The organism is Paenibacillus glucanolyticus (assembly GCF_037333485.1).
Lineage (GTDB): Bacteria > Bacillota > Bacilli > Paenibacillales > Paenibacillaceae > Paenibacillus_AQ > Paenibacillus_AQ glucanolyticus.
The window spans coordinates 303,224-324,953 of sequence record NZ_CP147845.1; the positions used below are offsets into that span (position 1 = coordinate 303,224).

General features: G+C 51.8%; 16 protein-coding genes. 9 read left to right on the top strand and 7 right to left on the bottom strand.

Annotation, left to right across the window (positions count from 1 at the left end):
* Window positions 1-278 precede the first annotated feature (278 nt).
* The 7 genes from WDY75_RS01375 to WDY75_RS01405 all read left to right on the top strand — a co-directional run bounded on the left by WDY75_RS01375 (window position 279) and on the right by WDY75_RS01405 (window position 10,331).
* Window positions 279-1,682 (top strand): cytochrome ubiquinol oxidase subunit I, encoded by a 1,404-nt coding sequence (locus WDY75_RS01375; protein WP_006207046.1) that lies wholly within the window; start codon window positions 279-281, stop codon window positions 1,680-1,682.
* Complete coding sequence (gene cydB / locus WDY75_RS01380; RefSeq protein ID WP_063478066.1) at window positions 1,669-2,685, top strand: cytochrome d ubiquinol oxidase subunit II; 1,017 nt, start codon at window positions 1,669-1,671, stop codon at window positions 2,683-2,685. Before WDY75_RS01375 ends, cydB begins: the two co-directional genes overlap by 14 nt.
* Window positions 2,685-4,460, top strand: a complete 1,776-nt coding sequence (gene cydD / locus WDY75_RS01385) for a thiol reductant ABC exporter subunit CydD (protein ID WP_063478065.1) — start codon at window positions 2,685-2,687, stop codon at window positions 4,458-4,460. The genes cydB and cydD overlap by 1 nt, the downstream gene beginning before the upstream one ends.
* Window positions 4,457-6,253, top strand: a complete 1,797-nt coding sequence (gene cydC, locus WDY75_RS01390) for a thiol reductant ABC exporter subunit CydC (RefSeq protein WP_063478064.1) — start codon at window positions 4,457-4,459, stop codon at window positions 6,251-6,253. Before cydD ends, cydC begins: the two co-directional genes overlap by 4 nt.
* A gap of 168 nt (window positions 6,254-6,421) precedes the next feature.
* Entirely contained in the window at window positions 6,422-7,450 is a 1,029-nt protein-coding gene (locus WDY75_RS01395; protein WP_063478063.1) for a DUF2332 domain-containing protein, read from the top strand.
* Window positions 7,451-7,749: 299 nt separating this feature from the next.
* A complete protein-coding gene (gene fumC, locus WDY75_RS01400; RefSeq protein ID WP_006207041.1) occupies window positions 7,750-9,138 on the top strand; it encodes a class II fumarate hydratase in 1,389 nt (462 codons plus the stop codon).
* A 155-nt stretch (window positions 9,139-9,293) separates the two neighbouring features.
* On the top strand, window positions 9,294-10,331 hold the full coding sequence (locus WDY75_RS01405; protein ID WP_063479715.1) for a hypothetical protein: 1,038 nt from the start codon (window positions 9,294-9,296) through the stop codon (window positions 10,329-10,331).
* Window positions 10,332-10,432: 101 nt separating this feature from the next.
* On the opposite strand, the gene WDY75_RS01410 is transcribed toward WDY75_RS01405, so the two are convergent.
* The gene (locus WDY75_RS01410; RefSeq protein WP_231887956.1) at window positions 10,433-10,987 is read right to left on the bottom strand and encodes a hypothetical protein; all 555 of its coding nucleotides are present in this window, start codon (window positions 10,985-10,987) and stop codon (window positions 10,433-10,435) included.
* Between the two features lie 522 nt (window positions 10,988-11,509).
* On the opposite strand from WDY75_RS01410, the gene WDY75_RS01415 reads away from it, so the two are divergent.
* Window positions 11,510-13,432, top strand: coding sequence for an amidase family protein (locus WDY75_RS01415; RefSeq protein WP_063478060.1), 1,923 nt, complete (start codon window positions 11,510-11,512; stop codon window positions 13,430-13,432).
* A 103-nt stretch (window positions 13,433-13,535) separates the two neighbouring features.
* Here the strand turns inward: WDY75_RS01415 and WDY75_RS01420 are convergent, their stop codons facing one another.
* From WDY75_RS01420 to WDY75_RS01445, 6 genes are all read right to left on the bottom strand, one after another.
* Window positions 13,536-15,125, bottom strand: a complete 1,590-nt coding sequence (locus tag WDY75_RS01420; protein ID WP_063478059.1) for a hypothetical protein — start codon at window positions 15,123-15,125, stop codon at window positions 13,536-13,538.
* A gap of 152 nt (window positions 15,126-15,277) precedes the next feature.
* Complete coding sequence (locus WDY75_RS01425; RefSeq protein WP_063478058.1) at window positions 15,278-16,630, bottom strand: hemolysin family protein; 1,353 nt, start codon at window positions 16,628-16,630, stop codon at window positions 15,278-15,280.
* Window positions 16,631-16,687: 57 nt separating this feature from the next.
* Window positions 16,688-17,020, bottom strand: coding sequence for a hypothetical protein (locus WDY75_RS01430; protein ID WP_006207035.1), 333 nt, complete (start codon window positions 17,018-17,020; stop codon window positions 16,688-16,690).
* Window positions 17,021-17,423: 403 nt separating this feature from the next.
* Complete coding sequence (locus WDY75_RS01435) at window positions 17,424-19,283, bottom strand: LTA synthase family protein (protein WP_006207033.1); 1,860 nt, start codon at window positions 19,281-19,283, stop codon at window positions 17,424-17,426.
* Between the two features lie 269 nt (window positions 19,284-19,552).
* The gene (locus tag WDY75_RS01440; RefSeq protein ID WP_063478057.1) at window positions 19,553-20,242 is read right to left on the bottom strand and encodes a CidB/LrgB family autolysis modulator; all 690 of its coding nucleotides are present in this window, start codon (window positions 20,240-20,242) and stop codon (window positions 19,553-19,555) included.
* On the bottom strand, window positions 20,239-20,610 hold the full coding sequence (locus tag WDY75_RS01445; protein WP_006207031.1) for a CidA/LrgA family protein: 372 nt from the start codon (window positions 20,608-20,610) through the stop codon (window positions 20,239-20,241). The genes WDY75_RS01440 and WDY75_RS01445 overlap by 4 nt, the downstream gene beginning before the upstream one ends.
* Window positions 20,611-20,736: 126 nt before the next feature.
* Between WDY75_RS01445 and cidR the strand changes: the two genes are divergently transcribed.
* Complete coding sequence (cidR, locus tag WDY75_RS01450; RefSeq protein WP_063478056.1) at window positions 20,737-21,627, top strand: cidABC operon transcriptional activator CidR; 891 nt, start codon at window positions 20,737-20,739, stop codon at window positions 21,625-21,627.
* Window positions 21,628-21,730 lie beyond the last annotated feature (103 nt).

Below are 21,730 nucleotides of genomic sequence, written 5' to 3' on the forward strand. Positions count from 1 at the left end.
TACATTAAAGCAGGTTGGCCTACATGGCGAACCTGCTTTTTTTGGTGCGTAAATACCGGGCTTGACCTGTGAGGGGATGCGGCAAGTCATGCTCCAATGGATAATCCTCACATAATTCCATTCGCACTTAGTGATTTTCGTCACAAATTTATAACTTTTTGCCCCTAATCCTTCCTAATATTGTGATATTGATCACAATCCTTTCTGCCGCAGTCTGCGAAAATACAAAAAGAATCAAATTTAAAGTGATCACGTGAGCTAAAGGAAGGGGTATCTTTATGGATCCGGTTATGCTGGCGCGAATTCAGTTCGCATCGACAACCATTTTTCACTTTATTTTCGTACCGTTGTCTATCGGATTAGCGTTTTTGATTGCCATCATGGAGACGATGTATGTTGTCAAAGGCCAGGAAGTATACAAGAAAATGGCCAAGTTCTGGGGGAAGCTGTTCCTGATTAATTTTGCGGTCGGGGTAGTGACAGGAATTCTGCAGGAGTTCCAGTTCGGCATGAACTGGTCGGATTATTCGCGATTTGTTGGGGATGTGTTTGGCGCGCCGCTTGCCATCGAGGCCTTGTTGGCCTTTTTCCTCGAGTCAACATTTATCGGGTTATGGATATTCGGCTGGGACCGGTTATCGAAGAAGGTCCATCTGCTCAGCATCTGGCTGGTGTCCTTCGGCACCCTGATGTCGGCCTTCTGGATTCTGGCGGCCAATTCGTTCATGCAGCGTCCCGTTGGGTTCGAGATGAATAATGGACGAGCGGAGATGAATGATTTCCTGGCATTGATCACCAATGGGCAGCTGCTGGTAGAATTCCCGCACACGATCTTTGGGGCACTGGCCACCGGGGCGTTCCTGGTAGCAGGCGTGAGTGCCTACAAGCTGATGAAGAAGCAGGATCTGGATTTCTTCAAAAAATCATTCCACATCGCCATCGTGGTGGGGCTCACCACCTCCATTCTGGTTGCGGTCTTCGGTCACCAGCAGGCGCAGTATCTGGTGGATACGCAGCCGATGAAGATGGCTGCTGCCGAGAGCCTGTGGGAGACGAGTGACGATCCTGCGGCTTGGACGGTCATTGCGTCCATCGATCCGGAGAAGCAGGAGAACAAGATGGAGCTTAAAATTCCGTATTTGCTCAGCTTTCTGTCTTATAGCAAATTCTCCGGCGAAGTGATCGGAATGAAGGAGCTGCAAGCCCAGTACGAGCAGCAATACGGTCCCGGCGATTATATACCTCCGGTGCGGACCACCTTCTGGAGCTTCCGGATTATGGTGGCCGCAGGCAGCGTGATGATTCTACTCGGATTGTACGGAGCTTGGCTGATGCTGCGCAAGAAGGTCGAGCACGCTGGCAGATGGTTCCTGAGATTGATGCTGTTTGGCATTTCATTGCCGTTCATCGCCAACACGTCGGGGTGGATCATGACGGAGATCGGGCGGCAGCCTTGGACGGTATTCGGACTGATCACCACGGAGAATAGTATATCTCCGAACGTAAGTGCAGGCTCCATCCTGTTCTCGCTCATTACGTTTACAGCCATCTATGCGGTGCTTGCTGCCGTTATGGCGTACTTGTTTATTAAAGTCATTAAGAAAGGGCCGTATGCGGCGGAGGAAGAAGACCGCCACGCAAGCGATCCGTTTAATAAGGAGGGCTACCATGCTGTCTCTTAATGAACTGTGGTTTGTGCTCGTTGCCGTGTTGTTTATCGGGTTCTTCTTCTTGGAGGGCTTTGATTTCGGAGTCGGGATGTCCACTCAGCTGCTCGCCAAAAGCGACACCCAGCGCCGGGTGCTGATCAACTCGATCGGCCCGTTCTGGGATGCCAATGAGGTCTGGCTGCTGACAGCGGGCGGCGCGATGTTCGCCGCCTTCCCGAACTGGTATGCCACGCTGTTCAGCGGATTCTATATTCCGCTTGTTTTTCTTCTGTTGGCCTTGATTGGACGGGGAGTGGCCTTTGAATTCCGCGGCAAGGTAGGCGACGTTCGCTGGAAAAGGGTGTGGGACGGTGCAATCTTCATCGGCAGCGTGCTTCCTCCGTTCCTCCTGGGTGTTGTTTTTGCCTGCCTCATTCAGGGGCTTCCGATTAATGAAGAGATGCAGATGTATGCCGGATTCTTCGATGTCGTAAATGCCTATACCGTTGTTGGCGGGCTGACGATGGTGATGCTCTGCTTGCTGCATGGGTTAATGTTTACGACGCTGCGCACCATAGGGGATCTTCAGGAGCGTGCGCGCCGCATGGCCCGGAGATTGCTGCTCCCGGTGGCGGCACTGTTCGTGGCATTCGGGGTCATGACCTATTTCATGACGGATATCTTCGAGAAGCGTGGTGCGGTGTTAAGCGTGCTGCTCGTGCTGGCTCTGCTTGCATTCCTGCTGGGCGGGTATTTCATGAACGTCAAGCGGGACGGCTGGGCTTTCGGAATGACCGGGGCCGTCATTGCTCTGCTGGTTACATCCGTGTTCGTGGGATTGTTCCCTCGCGTAATGGTCAGCTCCATCCATTCGGCGTTTGATCTGACTATCTATAATGCGGCCTCCGGACCGTATTCCTTAAAAATCATGACCATTGTGGCTGTATCGCTGCTGCCATTCGTATTGGGATATCAAATTTGGAGTTACTTCGTTTTCCACAAACGGGTACATGAGAAGGAGCATCTGGAGTACTGATGGGAAAAGATCTGCTGGGATACAAGGGCGCCAAGATCGTATTCTTCCTTGTCGCCGTATGTACCCTGGCACAGAGCATGGCCATCCTCCTGCAAGCCAAATGGCTGGCGGAAGCCATATCCGCCCTGTTCGCGGGAACCACGCTGCAGGAGCAGGGGGAGACCATTGCCTTGTTCCTGCTTGCTTTTCTGGCACGCCACGGCATTTTCACCGTGCAGCAAGGAATTGCACAGCGTTTTGCCGAGGAGACGGGCACGAGCCTGAGGAAGCAGCTTCTGGAGGAGCTGTTTCGGAACGGGCCGTCCTTTGTCCGGTCGGAAGGAACAGGCCATGTGGTTACGCTTGTGCTGGAGGGCATCGGCAAGTTCCGCAAATATGCGGAGCTGACCATACCTCGCATGATGGGGGCGGGCATTACCCCTGCGCTGGTATGGCTGTACGTATTCATGACGGACCGGATCTCGGGCATTATTCTGCTGGTGACCATGCCGATCCTGATCGTGTTTCTCATCCTCGTGGGACTTGCCGCGAGAAAGCAGACCGAGCAGCAGCTGGATTCCTACCAGATGCTGTCCAATCATTTTGTGGATTCGCTGCGGGGTTTGACCACTCTGAAGTTTCTGGGACAGAGCCGCAAGCACAGCGGGAGCATAGGGCAGGTCAGCGAGGGATATAGGGCTGCGACCATGCGGACCTTGCGCGTTGCGTTTCTGTCTTCCTTTGCACTGGATTTCTTCACGATGCTGTCGGTAGCGTCCGTAGCGGTAAACCTGGGCTTGCGTCTCATTAACGGCAGCCTGGAGCTGCTGCCTGCACTCCTCATCCTGATCCTGGCACCGGAGTATTTTCTTCCGGTGCGCATGGTCGGGGCTGACTTTCATGCAACGCTGGATGGCAAGCAGGCAGGGGAAGCGATGCAATCCATCATCCGGGAGGCCCGGAAAGAGCGCTTGGAGGCCCAAACCGGTGCAACATTTAAAATTAAAGATAATATTCCGGTACGTACTGGCTCCACGCCGCGGTTCCAATGGGAGAAGAGCAGCGTACTGGAGCTGTCCGGCATCGGACTGCAGCATGCTGGGGCGGGTCCTGCCTCCTTGGAGGACGTCAGCTTCCGAATATCGGGTCAAGGCCGGATCGGCATCGTCGGAGAGAGCGGGGCGGGTAAATCCACGCTGATCGAACTATTAGGCGGGTTTATGACGCCTACATCCGGTGAGATGAAGCTGAGCGGCGTGAAGCTGGGGCATTCCAGCCGGGACGAGTGGCGAAGTGAGGTCACCTATATGCCGCAGCAGCCGTATTTATTCAGCGCCAGCTTGGAGGACAATGTGCGCTTCTATGCGCCGGACGCTTCAAGGGCTCAGGTTGAAGCGGCTGTTGAAGCGGCCGGCCTGGCCGATCTGGTGAACAACCTGCCTGGCGGTCTGGCCGAGATGATCGGCGGGGGCGGGCGGACTTTAAGCGGCGGTCAGGCACAGCGCGTTGCCCTTGCCCGAGCGCTGCTCGGCGGTCGGCAGGTTCTTCTGCTTGATGAGCCGACGGCACATCTGGATATTGAGACCGAATACGAGCTGAAGGAGACGATGGTATCCCTTTTTCAGGATAAATGGGTATTTCTTGCAACGCACAGGCTGCACTGGATGCGGGATATGGATTACATCATCGTTCTGCATCAGGGACGCATAGCCGAAACAGGAACCCATGACGATCTTATGGCAAGACGGGGCGTATACCATGGATTGATTACATCGCAGATGGAGGGAGTACAATGAAGCAGGAATCGTGGTTTCGGCCTTATGTGACGGCAAACTTCTGGCGTTTTCTGCTGATTGTCGTACTGGGTGTGCTCACCATCCTGTTTGCGGGGATGCTGATGTTCACGTCCGGGTATTTGATCTCCAAATCGGCGCTCCGTCCGGAAAACATCCTGATGGTGTATGTGCCGACGGTAGGGGTTCGCACCTTCGGCATCGGACGCGCGGTTGTCCATTACGTGGAGCGGCTGGTGGGCCATGACTCCATTCTTCGCATCCTGTCCCAAATGCGTCTGCGGCTGTATCGCATCCTGGAGCCGCAAGCCCTCCGCTTATCCTCCCGATACCGCACCGGGGATCTGCTGGGCGTGCTCTCTGATGATATCGAGTATTTGCAGGATGTATACATCCGAACGGTCTTCCCATCCATCGTTGCGCTTGTGTTGTATGCTGGAATCATTCTGGCCGTCGGTCAGTTCGACCCGGCATTCGCCCTGCTGCTTGCGCTGTATGTTGCGGTGCTGATTCTGGTGCTGCCGCTGATATCCCTGCTGCTCACCAAACGGAAGAACCGGGAGATGAAGCAGGCACGGAACAACCTGTACCAGAAGCTGACCGATGCGGTGCTGGGCATCCATGAATGGTATGTCAGCGGCAGACAGACAGAATTCCTGGCGGGTTATGAGGCGGATGAAGCCGAGGTAGACCGGACGGACAGATCGCTGAAGCGATGGTCGCGCCTTCGGGGCTGGATCGGCCAATGCATCGTTGCCGTAACGGTGGTGTCGATGGTGTATTGGTCAGGACGGCAGTACGCGGATGGATCCATGGATGTTACGCTGATTGCGGCTTTTGTGCTGGTTGTGTTCCCGTTAATGGACGCATTCCTGCCCGTATCCGAAGCCGTGGAACGGATTCCGCAGTATGGCCAATCGGTGGCGAGGCTTAAGGGCATCGAAAGCGCCGATGAATCCGATGAGAAGCAGGCACCGCTGCAGCTGCTGAATAACGAAGAGACCGAGGCGGTTATACGCGGCGGTGTTCATGTGAAGGCGGATGGCATCATGTTCAGCTATGATAGGGCAGCCGCTGGCTCATTTGCCTTGGAGCCTGTCGGTGCGGGAGAGGCAGGACACACCTTAACCGAGGTATCGCTGGACATTCCCCCTAGGGCCAAAGTGGCCGTTATCGGCCGTTCAGGTGCCGGGAAGTCCACCCTGCTGCAGCTGATTCAGGGGGTGCTGGCGCCATCGTCGGGAAGTCTTACCCTGGGTGGTGTGGAGGCGGCGCGGTTTGGTGACGAGATCTCTTCCGTTATTGCCGTACTGAATCAGAGCCCGCACTTGTTCGATACGACACTTGCGAACAACATTCGGCTTGGCCGGCCGGAAGCCACGGAGGAAGAGATACGCGATGCTGCTGCCATGGCGCGGCTGGAGCCGCTGGTGGCTTCTCTCCCGGGTGGACTCGACACCCGCATGCAGGAAGCAGGTCAGCGATTCTCTGGCGGTGAACGCCAACGCGTGGCTTTAGCCCGAATCCTGCTGCAGGACACGCCCATTGTTATTCTGGACGAACCTACGGTCGGACTGGATCCCATAACCGAGCGGGAGCTCCTGTCCACCATCTTCTCCAGCCTGCAGAACCGGACATTGATCTGGGTGACCCATCATCTGGTGGGCGTGGAGCAGATGGATGAGATCATATTCATGGAACACGGCCGAATCGCCATGCGTGGCACGCATGATGAACTGATGCGGCACTATCCGCGATATCAACAATTGTACCGGCTGGATTCTCCGGAACTATAGAAGGTCCATGGGAAGAACCGCCCCTTTTTTCACAGGGGCGGTTCTTTTTGTTCCCATCTTATTTTTCTTATAAGTCTGATAAAAGATCGGAATCCCCGTTCCTTCTGGAAAGATGTAACATAGTTGTAGCCGATATAAAGGGTTAATTCTCTATTAGGGGTGTGGCGTATGGTGGATTTAGAGCGGTTAACCAGCGTGTTCTGTCATTTTGCTGAACGGGAATGTCAGGGCTCCAGCGATTTATATGAGTATTTGGCGAGGCATATCGCTGATGATGAAGAGGTGCTGCGGGTGGCCTCGTTTGTTCCGTCAGGTCAGCCGGTACCCAATATGCTGTTCGGGGCTGTTCAATATTTGCTGCTCCAAGGCGAGGGGGCCGAGCTGAGGTCGTATTATCCCGGCCTGGTAGAGCAGCCGCAAGCGATGAATTCGTGTTACCCCCATTTTCGCTCGTTTGTGCTGAAGCACGAAGGGGTACTCATCGAGATTCTGGAGAGCAAGCGGGTTCAGACGAATGAAGTCCGCCGCTGTGCTTACTTGTATCCGGCGTTCTGCTCGATCTACGACAAAGTCCGCAAGCCGCTTGCCTTGGTAGAGCTTGGCTGCAGTGCCGGATTGCAGCTGTTATGGGATCAATACAGCTATTCCTATGGTGATGGAGCGAGTTATGGTCATAACGGCTCAAAGGTTCGCATGACTTCAGAGATCAGGGGGGATCGCCTGCCGCTTCTGCTGCCTTCCAGCCCTCCGGTGGTCTACCGGATGGGGATTGATCTGCATGTGAATGATGTACGGAACGCGGAGGATTTCTTGTGGCTGCGCGCCTTAATCTGGCCGGGCTATCATGATCGGGTGACGATGCTGGAGCAGGCTGTGGAGGTGCTCAAACATCAATCGGGGATACAGTTTCGGGAAGGGGACGGGACCGAGCTGCTGCCTGAAATTGTGAGGGTCATCCCGGAGGAGGCCGTTATCTGCGTATTTCACACGCATGTGGCCAATCAGATTCCGGAGACGTCCAAACGCCGCCTGCTGCAGCATCTGAGCGAGATCGGGAAGACGCGTGATATTGTACATGTCTACAACAATATGTGGGATGGCGATCTCCATGCCGATTATATTCTTGGGGGCGTGCTAAGCGAGTATACGATCGCGCGGACGGATGGGCATGCACGCTGGTTCGAGTGGTTGTTATAAAGCGCATGAATCTATATTTTTTCTTGGGCAAGTCTGTGTCATAATAGGAGAGATGGAATATAAAGCGTTTACGTTATTTCATGGAGCGGAAGACAGCGCGGCTTCAACGACAAGCGGCGGAAGCTTGCCCATGAAGTCTGGTTTCCAGGTTATTTTTGACAAGAGCCATCATGTTATCTTAGAGAACTTGGAAATGAGGGCAAGACGGAGTTCGATCTGCCGATTCGAGAGTGAGGACAGGCAATAAGCTCCCGTTCCATGGATAGCCTAAACTAAAGATGCCAAAGGAGGAAGTTGGGATGGATTACCGTATTGAGAAGGATACCTTAGGTGAGGTTAGAGTGCCTGCGGACAAGCTGTGGGCGGCACAGACGCAGCGCAGCTCCGAGAATTTCCGGATTGGAACCGAAACGATGCCGAAGGAGATTATTTCGGCGTTTGCAATATTGAAGAAAAGCGCGGCGATTGTGAATGGCAAGCTGGGCAAGCTGGATGCGGACAAAGTGGATGCCATTACGACCGCAGCCGATGAGATTGTGGCCGGCAAGTGGGATGCGCATTTCCCGTTGGTCGTTTGGCAGACAGGCAGCGGCACGCAGTCCAATATGAATGTGAACGAGGTCATTGCGAATCGGGCCAACCAGCTGCTGGAGCAAAAGGGCAGCGCCCTGCGTGTTCATCCCAACGATGACGTCAATAAATCCCAAAGCTCCAATGATACCTTCCCGACGGCGATGCATATGGCATCCGTTGTCGCTGTAGAAGAGCATGTACTGCCTGCGCTTCGCCGCTTGAAGAAAACACTTGAGAAGAAAAGCGAGGAGTACAAAGACCTGATCAAAATCGGCCGCACGCATCTTCAGGATGCCACCCCGCTGACGCTTGGACAGGAGATCAGCGGATGGCATCGGATGCTGGAGAAATGTGAATTGATGCTGTCCTCATCCGTAGAACCGATGCGCGAGCTAGCGATTGGCGGCACGGCCGTTGGTACCGGGATTAATGCCCATCCGAAATTCGGAGAAATGACGGCAGCCGAAATCAGCATGCAGATCGGAAAAAGCTACACCTCTGCCAGCAACAAGTTCCATTCGCTGACAAGCCATGATGAGATTGTATTTGCACACGGGGCGCTGAAGGCACTGGCTGCCGATTTGATGAAGATTGCCAACGACGTTCGCTGGCTGGCAAGCGGTCCTCGTTCCGGCATCGGCGAGCTGACCATTCCTGCCAATGAGCCTGGCAGCTCCATTATGCCGGGCAAAGTGAATCCGACCCAGAGTGAAGCACTCACGATGGTGGTCTGCCAAGTGATGGGCAATGATGCAACCATCGGCTTTGCGGCAAGCCAGGGTAATTTTGAGCTGAACGTATTCAAGCCGGTTATCATCTATAACTTCCTGCAGTCCGTACGTCTGCTGGCAGATGCCATGGATTCGTTCGACCAGAACTGTGCGATCGGCATTGAAGCCAACCTGGATGTCATCCGGGGGAACATGGAACGGTCGCTGATGCTGGTGACGGCGCTGAATCCGCATATCGGATATGAGAATGCAGCAGCCATTGCAAAACAAGCGCACAAAGAAGGCACAACGCTCCGTGAAGCGGCTCTGGCCAGCGGACTGTTAAGCGCGGAGGATTTCGACCGGATTGTCCGTCCGGAAGAAATGATTCATCCGAAGGAATAGGCGCCGAGCTTTCGCGAGGCATCTGTTTGACTACGAGCCCATTTCACTGCGGTGAAGTGGGCTTATTGTTTATCCATCGGCCGAAGGCGGTTATAATTAGGGTGTCAGATTTTACAATCATACATAAATCATGGGGATAAAGGATGGATGATAACTTGAGGAAACATCAGTGGTTTGCAGCATTGCTCTCCCTGATCTGCACCGGGCTCGGGATGTTTTATATCGGGACACCGGGCATGATCATCGGCGGGGTGCTGCTTATGGCGCTTCAGGGAGCGGCTCTTTATATTTTTTTCATCACATTAGGTTTCTTGGGCTTGATTATTGGCCCGCTGGTCATTGTCCTTCATATTGTAGGACTCATTATACCCATCGTTTACTTCAACTACCGATCGCCGAAGAAACCGATGTTCGACGAGAAGCGGCGGCGCCAGCTCTCCTCACCTTGGAAAATCATCCTGAGGACGTTAATCGGACTGGCCCTGTTCGCCGGGTCCATATATGGCGGGTACACCTGGGGATCTTCCCCTTTCATGAAGACGGCAGCGGAGAAACGGGTGGTTCAGGAAGCGGCTGAGTCTTATCTGGAACAGAAGTACAGCGAGCCCTTCAAGGTAACGGAAGTAAGTTATACCTGGGCTGTCAGTTCGTATAATCTTAGAGCCCATTCTGAGCAGGCGCCTGATCTGGAGTTTACCCTAAACAGTGATGATGGCAGCCCGCCTACCCTATCGAATGATACTTATCTGAACTTGCTCTGGGGGAAGCAGCTTGAAGAGCAATTGAAGCCACTGCTGGACGAGCTGTATCCAAACCAGGCTTTTGCGCAAGCCTACGTATTCTCGGATTCCGAGACGCTTGAGCGCAATTATAACAGTCTTGGCCAGGAGGCGGATGGGGCAGTTCGTCAGAATGTAAGTTTAATCGTATTTGCGGATCTCACCGCAGCTAATCTTCCAGAGGAGCAGGAGCGTGTGCTGGAGCTGATACGAAAGCTGCCTTCCGTGACCGTAAAGGGGGAAACGGACCTTCAGATCAATTACTATCCTTCGGATTTGAATACGCCCGATACTGCGAAGAAGATAGGGCAGGATTTTGATTATATGAGAGGGTTGCCGAGTACCCATTTTTTCAGAGAGTTCGATATTTCGAAAATGGCGTCTGCGGATGATATCGAGATCAGAGAGATGTAATCAAGATGACGGAGTTCAGCTCTTCTTATGATAAGAAGCCTGGCAGAGTCTATGACTCGGCTTGGCTTCTTTTTTTGATTGTGTGAGTCATCATCGTACCGTTAGTTCCTGGACAGATCAATTACGTGTTCTTTCTTTGTTCGTGAAATGGTCAGTTTCAGGTTGAAGGCCTTGGCCATGTCGCGTACAGGGACGTACAGGGTGTTTTTTGTGAAAACAGGTCCTTCGTATTTGCTCTCATCCAGCCTGCAAGAGTCCGATGCTTCCGGGCACAGCAGCTCCGGTTCATAGATGTTGATGTCATTGACACTCATCTCTTGGGTTGCCTTCCGCACGATCGTATACCCCCGGCTTGCGTTGCCCCATACCGATATGTGGGGAGCGCTTGGAGCCTTCAGATCATATTGATGGAAGTGGTCCAGTTCCGCTTGCAGAGAATAGGAAATCTCGTACCCGAGTGCCTCAGCTAACCCTTGGAGAGGAACATAGGCCTTGCCTTGGCGAATATACACGTCATTCATGAGTGTGCCTGCTACGTTTACGGAATAGCTCGGAGCGGCGGCGGCGTCAACGTCCGCTTGCTCGCTGCTCCAGATGAGCGAAGTTGCTAACAGGACGCTTGTGAGGGCAAATAGAGATATTTTTCTGAATGTCACGGCAGTGATAACCTCCTTGAATACGGGATGAATTCAGGCATTCGGTAAGCTGCCAGTATAGGGCAGCCAGCTCCTACTATAATAGACGCTCCTTCTGGCTGATTGGTTAGCTGTCATATCGGAAAAAAAGGTATGTTTGTAAGGTATGCTTGTTTTATTCTGCGAAGGAGAAGATGAGAGAGGATGCTGTGGTTTGCCGTAGTTGCTAGATTCATTTCAATAGGCACAGATTTATATTTTATGTTATGTAATATAACATATTATTTATGATAGGAAATGTTTGTTTATACTATTTAGAGTATAATGTTATTTTAATTAACATATATATCCTTCTTTCATTATACTATACGAATCTATAAAAAGAGGAAATTGTTTAATAAATGAATGAAAATAAGTGATAATTACCGATATGCATATAATAATGCGCTTACATTATCGAATTCAAAGATTGTTAGGTTAATTTACATGATCTATGATAGTCACTAACTACCTAACAACATCGATAGATTGGAGCGTGCGTCAATGCGTAAAATGACCTCATGGAAATTAAAAGGGAGTGCGGCACTGCTTAGTGCCTCATTGCTGGCCGGATCGTTCATCCTTACTGGTACACCTGCGGAAGCTAGTTCCAGCACGAGCACGAACGCTGGACAAGTGAGCAGCATCCAGAAGAGCAGCTTAACGTCACCTATTACGGTTCAGGAATTCTCCAAACTGCTGAACGCGGTTGCGAAGGGGAATGGACTTGAATTCAAAGGCCTGGACGGAACCGGAACCATCAAGCGCAAAGACGCTGCAGCTGCCATCTATGAATGGATTGAATTGCCGGAGAGCACAAGCGAATATACAGATTTGTCAGAGGCTGAATCCGAGATTGCAGGTGCCTTGCTGAAGGCAGGGATTATGAACGGTTATAGCAGTACGGTATTTGCGCCCAATCAGCCGGTGACGATTTCCGATGCTCATGTGCTGATCGATCGGATCGAAGCCTATTTAACTCCTTTTGACATTACCGAGGCAACGATTGCAGAGATGCAAACGGCGATGGAACAGGGGAAGGTGACTTCCGTCACACTGGTTCAGCTCTATCTGGCAAGAATCCATCGCTACGATGATCAGCTCCATGCCATCCTGACCGTGAACGACAAGGCGGTGGAGGCGGCTAGAAAGCTGGATGAGGAACGCAGAGCGACAGGCCCGCGAGGTCCGCTGCATGGCATCCCGATCATTGTGAAGGATAATTATGATACAGCGGACATGCCGACAACGGCAGGCTGCGTGTGTCTGAAGGACTCCATCCCGGATAACGATTCGGAGCAGGTCGCCCGATTGAAGGCTGCCGGAGCGATTATCATTGCCAAGGCGAATCTGGACGAATTCGCTTTTAATATTACCACGTCCAGTTCACTTGGCGGACAGACGCTAAACCCTTATAATCTGGGGCATTATCCTGGCGGCTCCAGCGGTGGAACCGGGGCGGCGATTGCAGCCAACTTTGCAGCGGCCGGCCTTGGCACGGATACAGGCGGCTCCATTCGGATTCCCTCCTCCTTAAACAGCCTGGTAGGCATCCGGCCTACCATTGGACTGTCCAGCCGTGACGGGATTATACCGCTGGCGTTAACACAGGATGTGGGGGGACCGATGGCCCGGACCGTAGCGGACGCGGCAGCCGTTCTTGAAGCTACCGCAGGTTATGATGCAAAGGATCTGGTGACCACGCAGAGCGTAGGTCGTGTTCCAGACAGTTATTTGAGTTATCTGGACAAGGAAGGTCTTCAAGGTGCGCGGATTGGGGTTGTCACGCAGCTTCTGTCAGGCACGAAGGCCGAGCAGAACGAAGTGAATGATATCACTTTGCAAGCCGTGAAGGATATGGAGAAGTTAGGCGCGACTGCCGTTCATATCGAAATTCCGAATTATGAGGCTATCATGAAATTCCCAAGCCTCAGCGGTTGGGAGTTCAAATTCCAGCTGAATGATTACCTGGAGAGTCTGGGTGAGGATGCACCTTACCATTCCCTGGAGGAGATTATTGCTTCCGGTGAATATCTGGAATCGCATAAGAGCTCCATGGAAGCCAGACAAGCTCGCGAGACCCTGGACGACAACGAGTACCGCAAAATTGTGCTGGACCGTACAAAGCTGACGCAGGAATCGCTGCTGAAGGTGATGGCCGAGCACAATCTGGATGCGCTGGTCTATCCAGCCTCGGCCGAACCGGCTGGCAAACTCGGCGAGGGTCAGAACTCGGGTGTGAACAACAGGCTCAGCCCGTTCTCCGGCTTCCCGGCAATTACAGTTCCAGCGGGCTTTACGGATGGCGGGCTTCCCGTTGGCGTGGAGTTCCTCGGGAAGGCATTTGATGAAGGCACATTGATCAAGCTGGCATACAGTTATGAGCAAGGCACCCTGCATCGCAAATCGCCAGCCCTGACTCCGTAAGGCTGATGGGGCAAATATCATGAGGGAAACGGACGGATCAAGAGGATAAACCTTGATCCGTCCGTTTGTTGTTATGGGCTCCTGGAAGAGGAGTCCTCACATTTTACATACTCAATGTATTCTTAGCTTCACGGTACCCGGACAGCTTGTTTACGAAGAACGTAATCAGGAACGAGCAGAGCATGCTGGCTGCCATGGAGACCAGGAAGCCGACGGTGTTATTCGATGTGATCGGACCAATGAAAGAGGGGACGTATGCGGTGCCACGAACCCCGAATATGCCGACAAGCATGCCGCCAAGTCCAGCGGAAGCAATGGCGCCCGCAAATACAAATTTATTCGAGAACATGAATGGATAGGCAGCTTCAACAAAGGTGCCAAAACCCATATTGATGGCAAATCCGGGAGCGGCTACAGCGGCCTCCCCTTTGTCGCGGGGTGCAATGATGTTGGCCAGCGTAATTCCTGCGGATACCATGACCAAGCCGACCATATCCACCGCGCCGAGGAAGCTGTTGCTCGTGGTTTCCATCTCAAGCAGTACGATCGGCAGAATGGCCGCATGATAAACGCCGCCAATGATTGCAGGCCAGATCAGCAGTCCTGCAATCAATCCGGCAATGGCCGGGCTCCAGGAGACCAGCGTTTCGATCAGCATGCGGATGCCCTCGCCAGCACTCAGCGCAATCGGTGCGATGAGAAAGTAGACCAGCAGACCGGCAATCAGCCCTGAGACGCCGCCTGCAACGATGTTGACCGTCGTAGCCGGGAAACGCCACTCCACACATTGACGGAATATGTAATGGACAATGATGCCTGCGCCAATTCCGCCGATGATACCCCCGATAATGCCGCCTTCAACGGACAGGACACCGGCCACGATCCCGGCGACAATGGAGACCTCGTCCAGCTCGGATACCTGCTTGGCTGCAATAACGGCAACGATGACCGGCAGCGCCTTGATCATCAGATCAAACACCTCGGTCAGTGCCGATAAGCCCGGAATTTTGCTGACCGCGAGGATCAGGGCCATACCAATGAAGCCGGGAAGCGAGGCCATCATAATGCCTCGAATATTGATGCGGCGCCATGGAGATGAGCTTCCGGCTGCCGCGTGGATGCTCGCTGCTGCGTTCCCGATGACCGGCCGATACGGAAGCCGCCAATGCTTGCTGAGGGAAGTAGCAAACGTGACCGCTCGGGTGCGGTTGGTGGTGCCGGTTGTGCCGGAAGCGGCAATGACGTATGCGCCTTTGGTCTGAATAATCGCCATGGACGTTCCTCCCGTACCGGTCACCGGCAGACGGAACTTGGCGGCAGCCTCAATGGCGTGTCGGTTGCTGCCCTCCGGGTCGGCACTCATTACAATGAGACCGTCAATCTCGCCGAGTTCAATCTGCTCGGCAATTTCCCGGTCAAGCCGCTCAGCAGCCTGATTCACTTGCTGAAGGGTGCCTTCAGCGATAATGACCGGCTCGCCTTGACTAGAATTCCAGCCGTAAAGTGCAGCGGGCGTTGAGTCCTTAGCTGCATCCATGGAGACCTGGGCTGCGATGAACTGTAGAGCCCCGCATGACAGACCGGCGCTCTCCATCTGCACCAATATCTCATCCAGTAGCTTGAGCGGGTCCCTGCCGCCCAGATTGTACAGATTGCCGCCACTGCTTCCTATAATAGCTATTTGACGATTCATGTCTTGCTGCCCCCAATACGATAACAGATTGTAATTTCTATATTACAGCAGAGTTATAACTTGTTAAAGTGCTAAAATGTCGGCAAAGCATGCAAAAAGCCGCCGTGCATCACCCCGTAAGGGCTGCATGGCGGCTATGGTTCATGGTTCGCTTACTCGTTATGTTCCGTTGTTGCTGCCACGGCAGATGTTTCTTCAGCCGTATTTTCTTCCGTTTCCTTGACGATTTGCAGCTTCGTATAACGGTGGGTTTTCTTCTCGATGACGGTAAACGTCAGATCACGGTAGCTCCATGTATCGCCTTTGGAGAGCTCGGAGTTGTGTCCGTACAGCCAGCCGCCGATGGTATCCAGGTCATCCGTGCTCAGATCGGTATGCAGCAGATCATTGATCCGATTGATGGACACCTTGCCGTCAGCGATGATGCGGTTCGGCTCAGGCTGGGTCAGCTCGCGTTCCTCATCCTCGTCGAATTCATCGCGGATCTCCCCGACGATCTCCTCCAGAATATCCTCAATGGTGATCATGCCGGACGTACCGCCATACTCGTCGATTAGGATAGCCATATGCGTGCCTTCCTGCTGCATTTTGCGAAGTAATTTCTTGATCGGAATCGCTTCGGATACTGTCATGGCCGGATGAATCAGCTTGGACAGATCGATGCTGGCATTGTCATCAAACTCCAGGAAGAACTGCTTGGTGTTAACTATACCGACGATCTGATCCTTGTCGCCGCGTACAACCGGGAAACGGGTGTACTGCTCACGCTTGATAATCTGCAGGTTCGCTGCAAGCGGCTTGTCAACATACAGGCAGATCATATCGGTACGTGGCACCATGATCTCCTTGGCAAGCATATCATCAAAAGCAAAAATTCGGCTTACATAACCATACTCGGCTTGGTTGATCTTCCCGCTCTCATAACTGTCACTCAGGATCATGCGAAGTTCCTCTTCCGAGTGAGCTTCCTCATGTTCACTGGCCGGATGCATGCCGAACAGACGAACGATTTTGTTGGCGGATCCGTTAAGCAGCCAGATGAACGGGTACATAATGCGGTTGAACCATATAATAGGCGTCGCGCATAAGAACGACACAGCTTCAGCTTTATTGATAGCAATCGTTTTCGGTGCAAGTTCACCGATAACAACGTGGATATAAGTCATAATAACAAAAGCAAGCAGGAATGAGATTAGCGAAGCTACAGCTGACGGGATGGAAAAGTTATCAAACACCGGATGAAGAATCTTCTCGATGGTCGGTTCCCCGAGCCAGCCGAGACCGAGTGCCGTGATGGTAATCCCAAGCTGACACGCAGACAGGTACCCATCCAGATTCGAAGTTACCTTTTTAACGGCAAGAGCGCCTTTACGCCCTTCCATAACCAATTGGTCTACTCGACTGGGACGAAGTCTTATGATAGCAAATTCCGTCATAACGAAAAAAGCGGTAGCTGCAATAAGTACAGCGACTAAAAATAAATTTATGCCTATACTGTCATCCAAACAAAACACATCCTTTTTTTATCTGATCTGAATTAGTTTTTAAATAACCATGGTTTACTATGCATGGCTGTCAACATAATTCGACCTGAATTTCAAAGGTTCCAGCAGCATGTGCTTGAGGATCAGAAACATATCGGTTTCAGTACAGCATGTAACGTTATTCAAGGAAAGCAGAGACACATGGCGCTTATCTTCCAGCTTCAACCGAACAGGCTCCGGCGTTTTGGGGACCGGCGTCGACTCAGGCAGATTGCCTTCGGAAGCTTCCATTCCGTGCGTAGCCGCAGCGGAATCGGTTATGTCCACTAGAGGGACGGGCGTAACGGAAGCGATCAGCAGAAGGCCAAGTGTTGAACATATAATTCTGATTATCCTTCGTATGGGGTCCAAGTCGGATCGTCACTCCTACAATTCGTAATCGAGTTGCTCTAAAAAAATATATGGCTAAAATGTCATCCTATGAATGCGTAATTTGAGTTGTTGTACGTAATTTCACCACGAATGCGGTTTTCAAAACAAGGTATATTGTTAAGATTATAAAATTTATAGTTTTCAGCGAAGCTGAACAAATTCGATGATCGCAAGAAAAAATTCCTCTACACGCGGTCTGTCTACTGAAAGTAAGTCGATAGAGTTTTTCTTATTAATCATAAGAAAAAGTAAGCCACTATGTCAAATGCCAGTTGCTTTCCGTTGTGTAATCCCATAGGGAACAAGGATTGCAGGGTGAGCTGTCTATGAAAAAAAGGACAACTCTCTACGAACCTGGAGAGTTGTCCTGTCATGAAACGAATTATTTATGGAGTGGCAGCTGTCTGACATAGCTGTCGGACAGGTGGAGCAGCTGCAGCGCCCGTTCGAACTCCTCCTGGGAAGCTTGCGTCGACTTCTCATCTGAGCTCGGCAGCGGGTGCTTGGTTCCATCCTCAAAGCCGATTCCCGGGATGTACAGGGTGGTATTGTTGATAAATGTCCCGGAAGGAAGGTAATACCGTTCCGGCAGCAAGTTGTTATCGGTGTTGTTCAGCAAATCCTGACCAAAATGAAGCTGTTGGTCCAACGATACGCCGAGCAGGTTAGAAACCGTTGGCAAGAGGTCGATCTGCCCGCCGACTTGCTCTTTCACTTCCGGTTGAAGGCCTTCGCCATGGATTATGAGCGGAATGTTGATCATATCGCCTGAATTATAGTCTCGGCCATAAATTTCGCGCATCAGCTCTTTATCTTTGTTATCCAGTGAGTAGATCGGCAGTCCAAGGTGATCTCCATAGACAACAACCATGCTGTTATCCCATATCCCGTCCTTCTTCAACTGCTCAATGAATTTGCCGAGCGCGTCATCTGCATAGTTCTGGGAGCGGATATAATCGCCGACAAACGTACCATCATACCGCTCTGGGAGCGTCATCCGGTACTTCTCTTCAGGAATGGTATAAGGATGATGTGCAGACATCGATATGACCTGAGCATAAAACGGCTTTCCTGTATCGTGCATCTTTTTCAGCTCGGCGGCTGTCTTGGAATACAGGGCATCATCCGAGGCGCCGAAGAACAGCTTATCATCCTCACCGAAAAAGGCTTTATCATAATAACGGTTAAAACCGAGCGCTTTATACAGCTCTCCGCGGTTCCAGAACTCCACCACATTGGTATGGAAGGTGGCCGTATCGTAGCCTTCAGCTTGCAGCAATTTCGGCAAGCTAGGGAGGACCCTGTCCGCATAATGCTGCGTTGCCGCCCCCCGCGGCGGGATGTAGAAGGAGGTATTTACAACAAACTCGGCATCGGAGGTATTACCCTGCCCGACATTCTGGAAGAAGTTCGGGAAGTACAGGCTTTCACGAGCCAGCTTGTTCATGTGGGGCGTAATTTCCTTGCCGTCAATCTTCAGATTCATCAAGAACTGCTGGTAAGATTCCATCTGGATGATGATCAGGTTCTTGCCCTGGGCTACACCGGAGAGCAGTGCTTCCTGATCCGATGCTCCAAGTCCCTTCAGTTCATTGATTTTATCCTGCGTGATGGTCTTGGCATCTGCAAGCTCGGTGTTTTCCTGTTGGAAAATCGTGTAGGCTTCGTAATTGAGAATTCCCATCTCCTGCGCCTTTACGATTTCGTTCATGCTTGCGCGGTTAGGCATAATCTGGAACAGGCACAGCATCAGGGAGAACACAAACACGATGGGAACGAATTTGCGTTTCTCTTTTTTGGCATGCCGAATCTTCCACTTCTTCACGCGGTCACTGCGCCACAGCAGTACGAACATGACAATGATATCCGTAAAAATCAGCAAATAATAGGGGTCCATTAAGGAGAACACGCTGTTGCTGACTGCGGTTACCTGGTTGACTTGCTCCAGCGCGTGATACGTCACGATAACGCCGTAGTATTTATAATACATAATAGCTGCAAAGAATATGGCGGTCAGCAGCAGGTTAACGCTCATATAGGCAGCAAGTTTCCGCTTGGAGGCAAACCATTCAATCAAGCTGAACACAAGCCAGATAAAAGGAATTTCTGTAATGAGTGGTTTCCAAGGCATCACATCATCAAAAATGACCATCCAGGCTAAGTAGCTTTTGAGCAGCATAATGACAGAGAAAAATATAAAAGGCTTCGTCATCGTTAACCGAAACCGCGAGGTGGAGAGCACCTGTATCGCCTTCCTTTCAATGCCGCCCAATATTAGGTTCAGGAGCTTTCAGCGGCTATTCGTTTTTTTACCATCGACAGACGTTATTCTTACGGTTCGTTTACATTAGACATGACATTAATTTAACAAAACTTATGAACAGAACTTATTATGACCTCTTCCGCGGAGGTTGTCAAAGAGTTAAAGTAAGTTCCGGAAATGCGCATAACAACACAAAAAAGACAACGAAAAAACCGGTCATCGCCGGTTTAGTCAGAGTCATGCCAATATTAGTGCAGAAATGCCATGATTAGTGGTGCGGTCCCGAGGGTGAAGAGGGCAGCAACAATCATCGAAATGCTGGAGATTGTGCCGGAGAGGGAGCTGAATTCGAATGCTTTGGATGTGCCGGTTCCGTGGGCGCTGGTCCCGAACAGAACGCCTCTTGCGATATCGCCCCGAATCCGGAAAATTCGCATGACGGCCGGTCCGATCATGGAGCCCAGAATGCCGGTCATGATGACAAAGACAGCGGTCATGTTGGGCACCCCCCCGATGACCTCAGATACGTTCATGGCAATGGGCGTTGTAATGGAGCGCGGCACAAGGCTGGTGGCCAGAGAGCTGTTCAGGTGCATCCATTTTGCAAGAAACGCAGAGGATACCATCGCCAGCACCGACCCGGTCAGCACGCTGAGCATAATCTCGGCAGCATGCTTCTTCAGGGTTTGAAAGTTCTTGTACAGCGGAACGGCAAAGGCGATCGTTGCCGGTCCCAGTAGCTTGCTTATCCACTGCGCACCTTCATTGTATGTTTCATAGGATACGCCCGTTTGTGTCAATATCACAACAAGGAGCACCGGTGTAATCAGGAGCGGAGACAAATAGACCTTGGGAAAGCGGCGGTACAGCCTTTTAGCGCCCACATAGATACCGATCGTTAACAGCAGTCCAACGAATGCAGACAGCAGGATGTTCATGGCGTTCTCCGCTCCTTTCGAGTGGAGATGAAGCCGGCTGTCAGCCCCGAACTCACCATCACGATAACGGTGCTGAACAGAACGACAACTAGAATCTGGAGCCCTTCGGCTTCCAGCATCGGGAAATATTTCATGATACCGACTGCAGCAGGGATAAAGAACAGCAGCAATTCGGCGAGCAGCCAATTGGCGCCAAGCTCAATCCACTCCAGACGCAGGATCTTGGTTTCGAGCAGAATAAACACCACGGCAATGCCGAGTATGCTTCCGGGTATCCCCAGATGCAGCCATTCGGCCAGTTTATCCATTCCCATGGAAAGAAGCATGAAACCGGCCACTTGCAGAGTTCCTTTCAATATGTTGATCATGACCGGCCTCCTATGTTTTCAGTATTAATGAAATTTTACAACGATAATTTTCATAGGTAAAATGCATATATCGAATGATAACTATTCCATTTATCTATACATAGAAGAATCAGGAGGGTGGATCGGATGGACATACGGCATCTGGAGTATTTTCTTGAGGTCGCCAGGAATCAGAGCTTCACCAAGGCGGCGGAGAAGCTTTATATTACGCAGCCGACAATCAGCAAGACCATTCGCAACATGGAGGATGAATGGGGCGTCACCTTGTTCTACCGGCAGGGCAAGCGAATCGAGCTGACGGATGCGGGCCATATCATGTACCAGCAGGCACAGCAGATGGTGGATTCCTTCCAGCGCGTATCCGCCGAGCTGGAGGATCTGATGAACCTGAAGCGCGGACATCTCCGAATCGGTCTTCCGCCTATGGTGGGCTCAAGCTTTTTTCCAGAGGTGATCGGGCAGTTCCACCAGGAATACCCAAAGATCACCATTCAGCTTATTGAGGATGGCGCCAAGAAGGTGGAGGCCGATGTGGTGAGCGGCCAGACGGACATCGGGGTTGCCGTGCTGCCGGTTAATGAAGACGTGTTTCACTATTATTCCTTTGTGAAAGAGAAGTTGAATCTGCTTGTACATCCGTCCCATCGGCTTGCAGGCAGAGATCATGTGAACCTGAATGAGCTTGCGGAGGAAGCGTTTGTGTTGTTCCGCGAGGATTTCACGCTCCATGACCGGATCATCCGGGAATGCATAAGCGCAGGCTTCGAGCCTAGAGTGGTCTACGAAAGCTCGCAGTGGGACCTCATCAGCGGCATGGTGGCTGCGAATCTGGGGATAGCCCTGCTGCCGGAAACGATCTGCAAAGAAATCGATTCCTCACGCGTTACAATTCTGCCGCTGGATAACCCGGTGATCCCTTGGCAGCTCGGCATGATCTGGAGGAAGGATCGGTATCTGTCTTTTGCTGTCAGGGAATGGATCAGCTTTACACGCGGGCTGCTGGGAGAACGGGGATAAGTTTGTTTTGAATTGAGCTGCATTTCATACATTTTCACTCCTTGGACATAATATCCATAGTAAGAGAACCAATTACAAGCTATCTATCCAAGGAGGAATGACA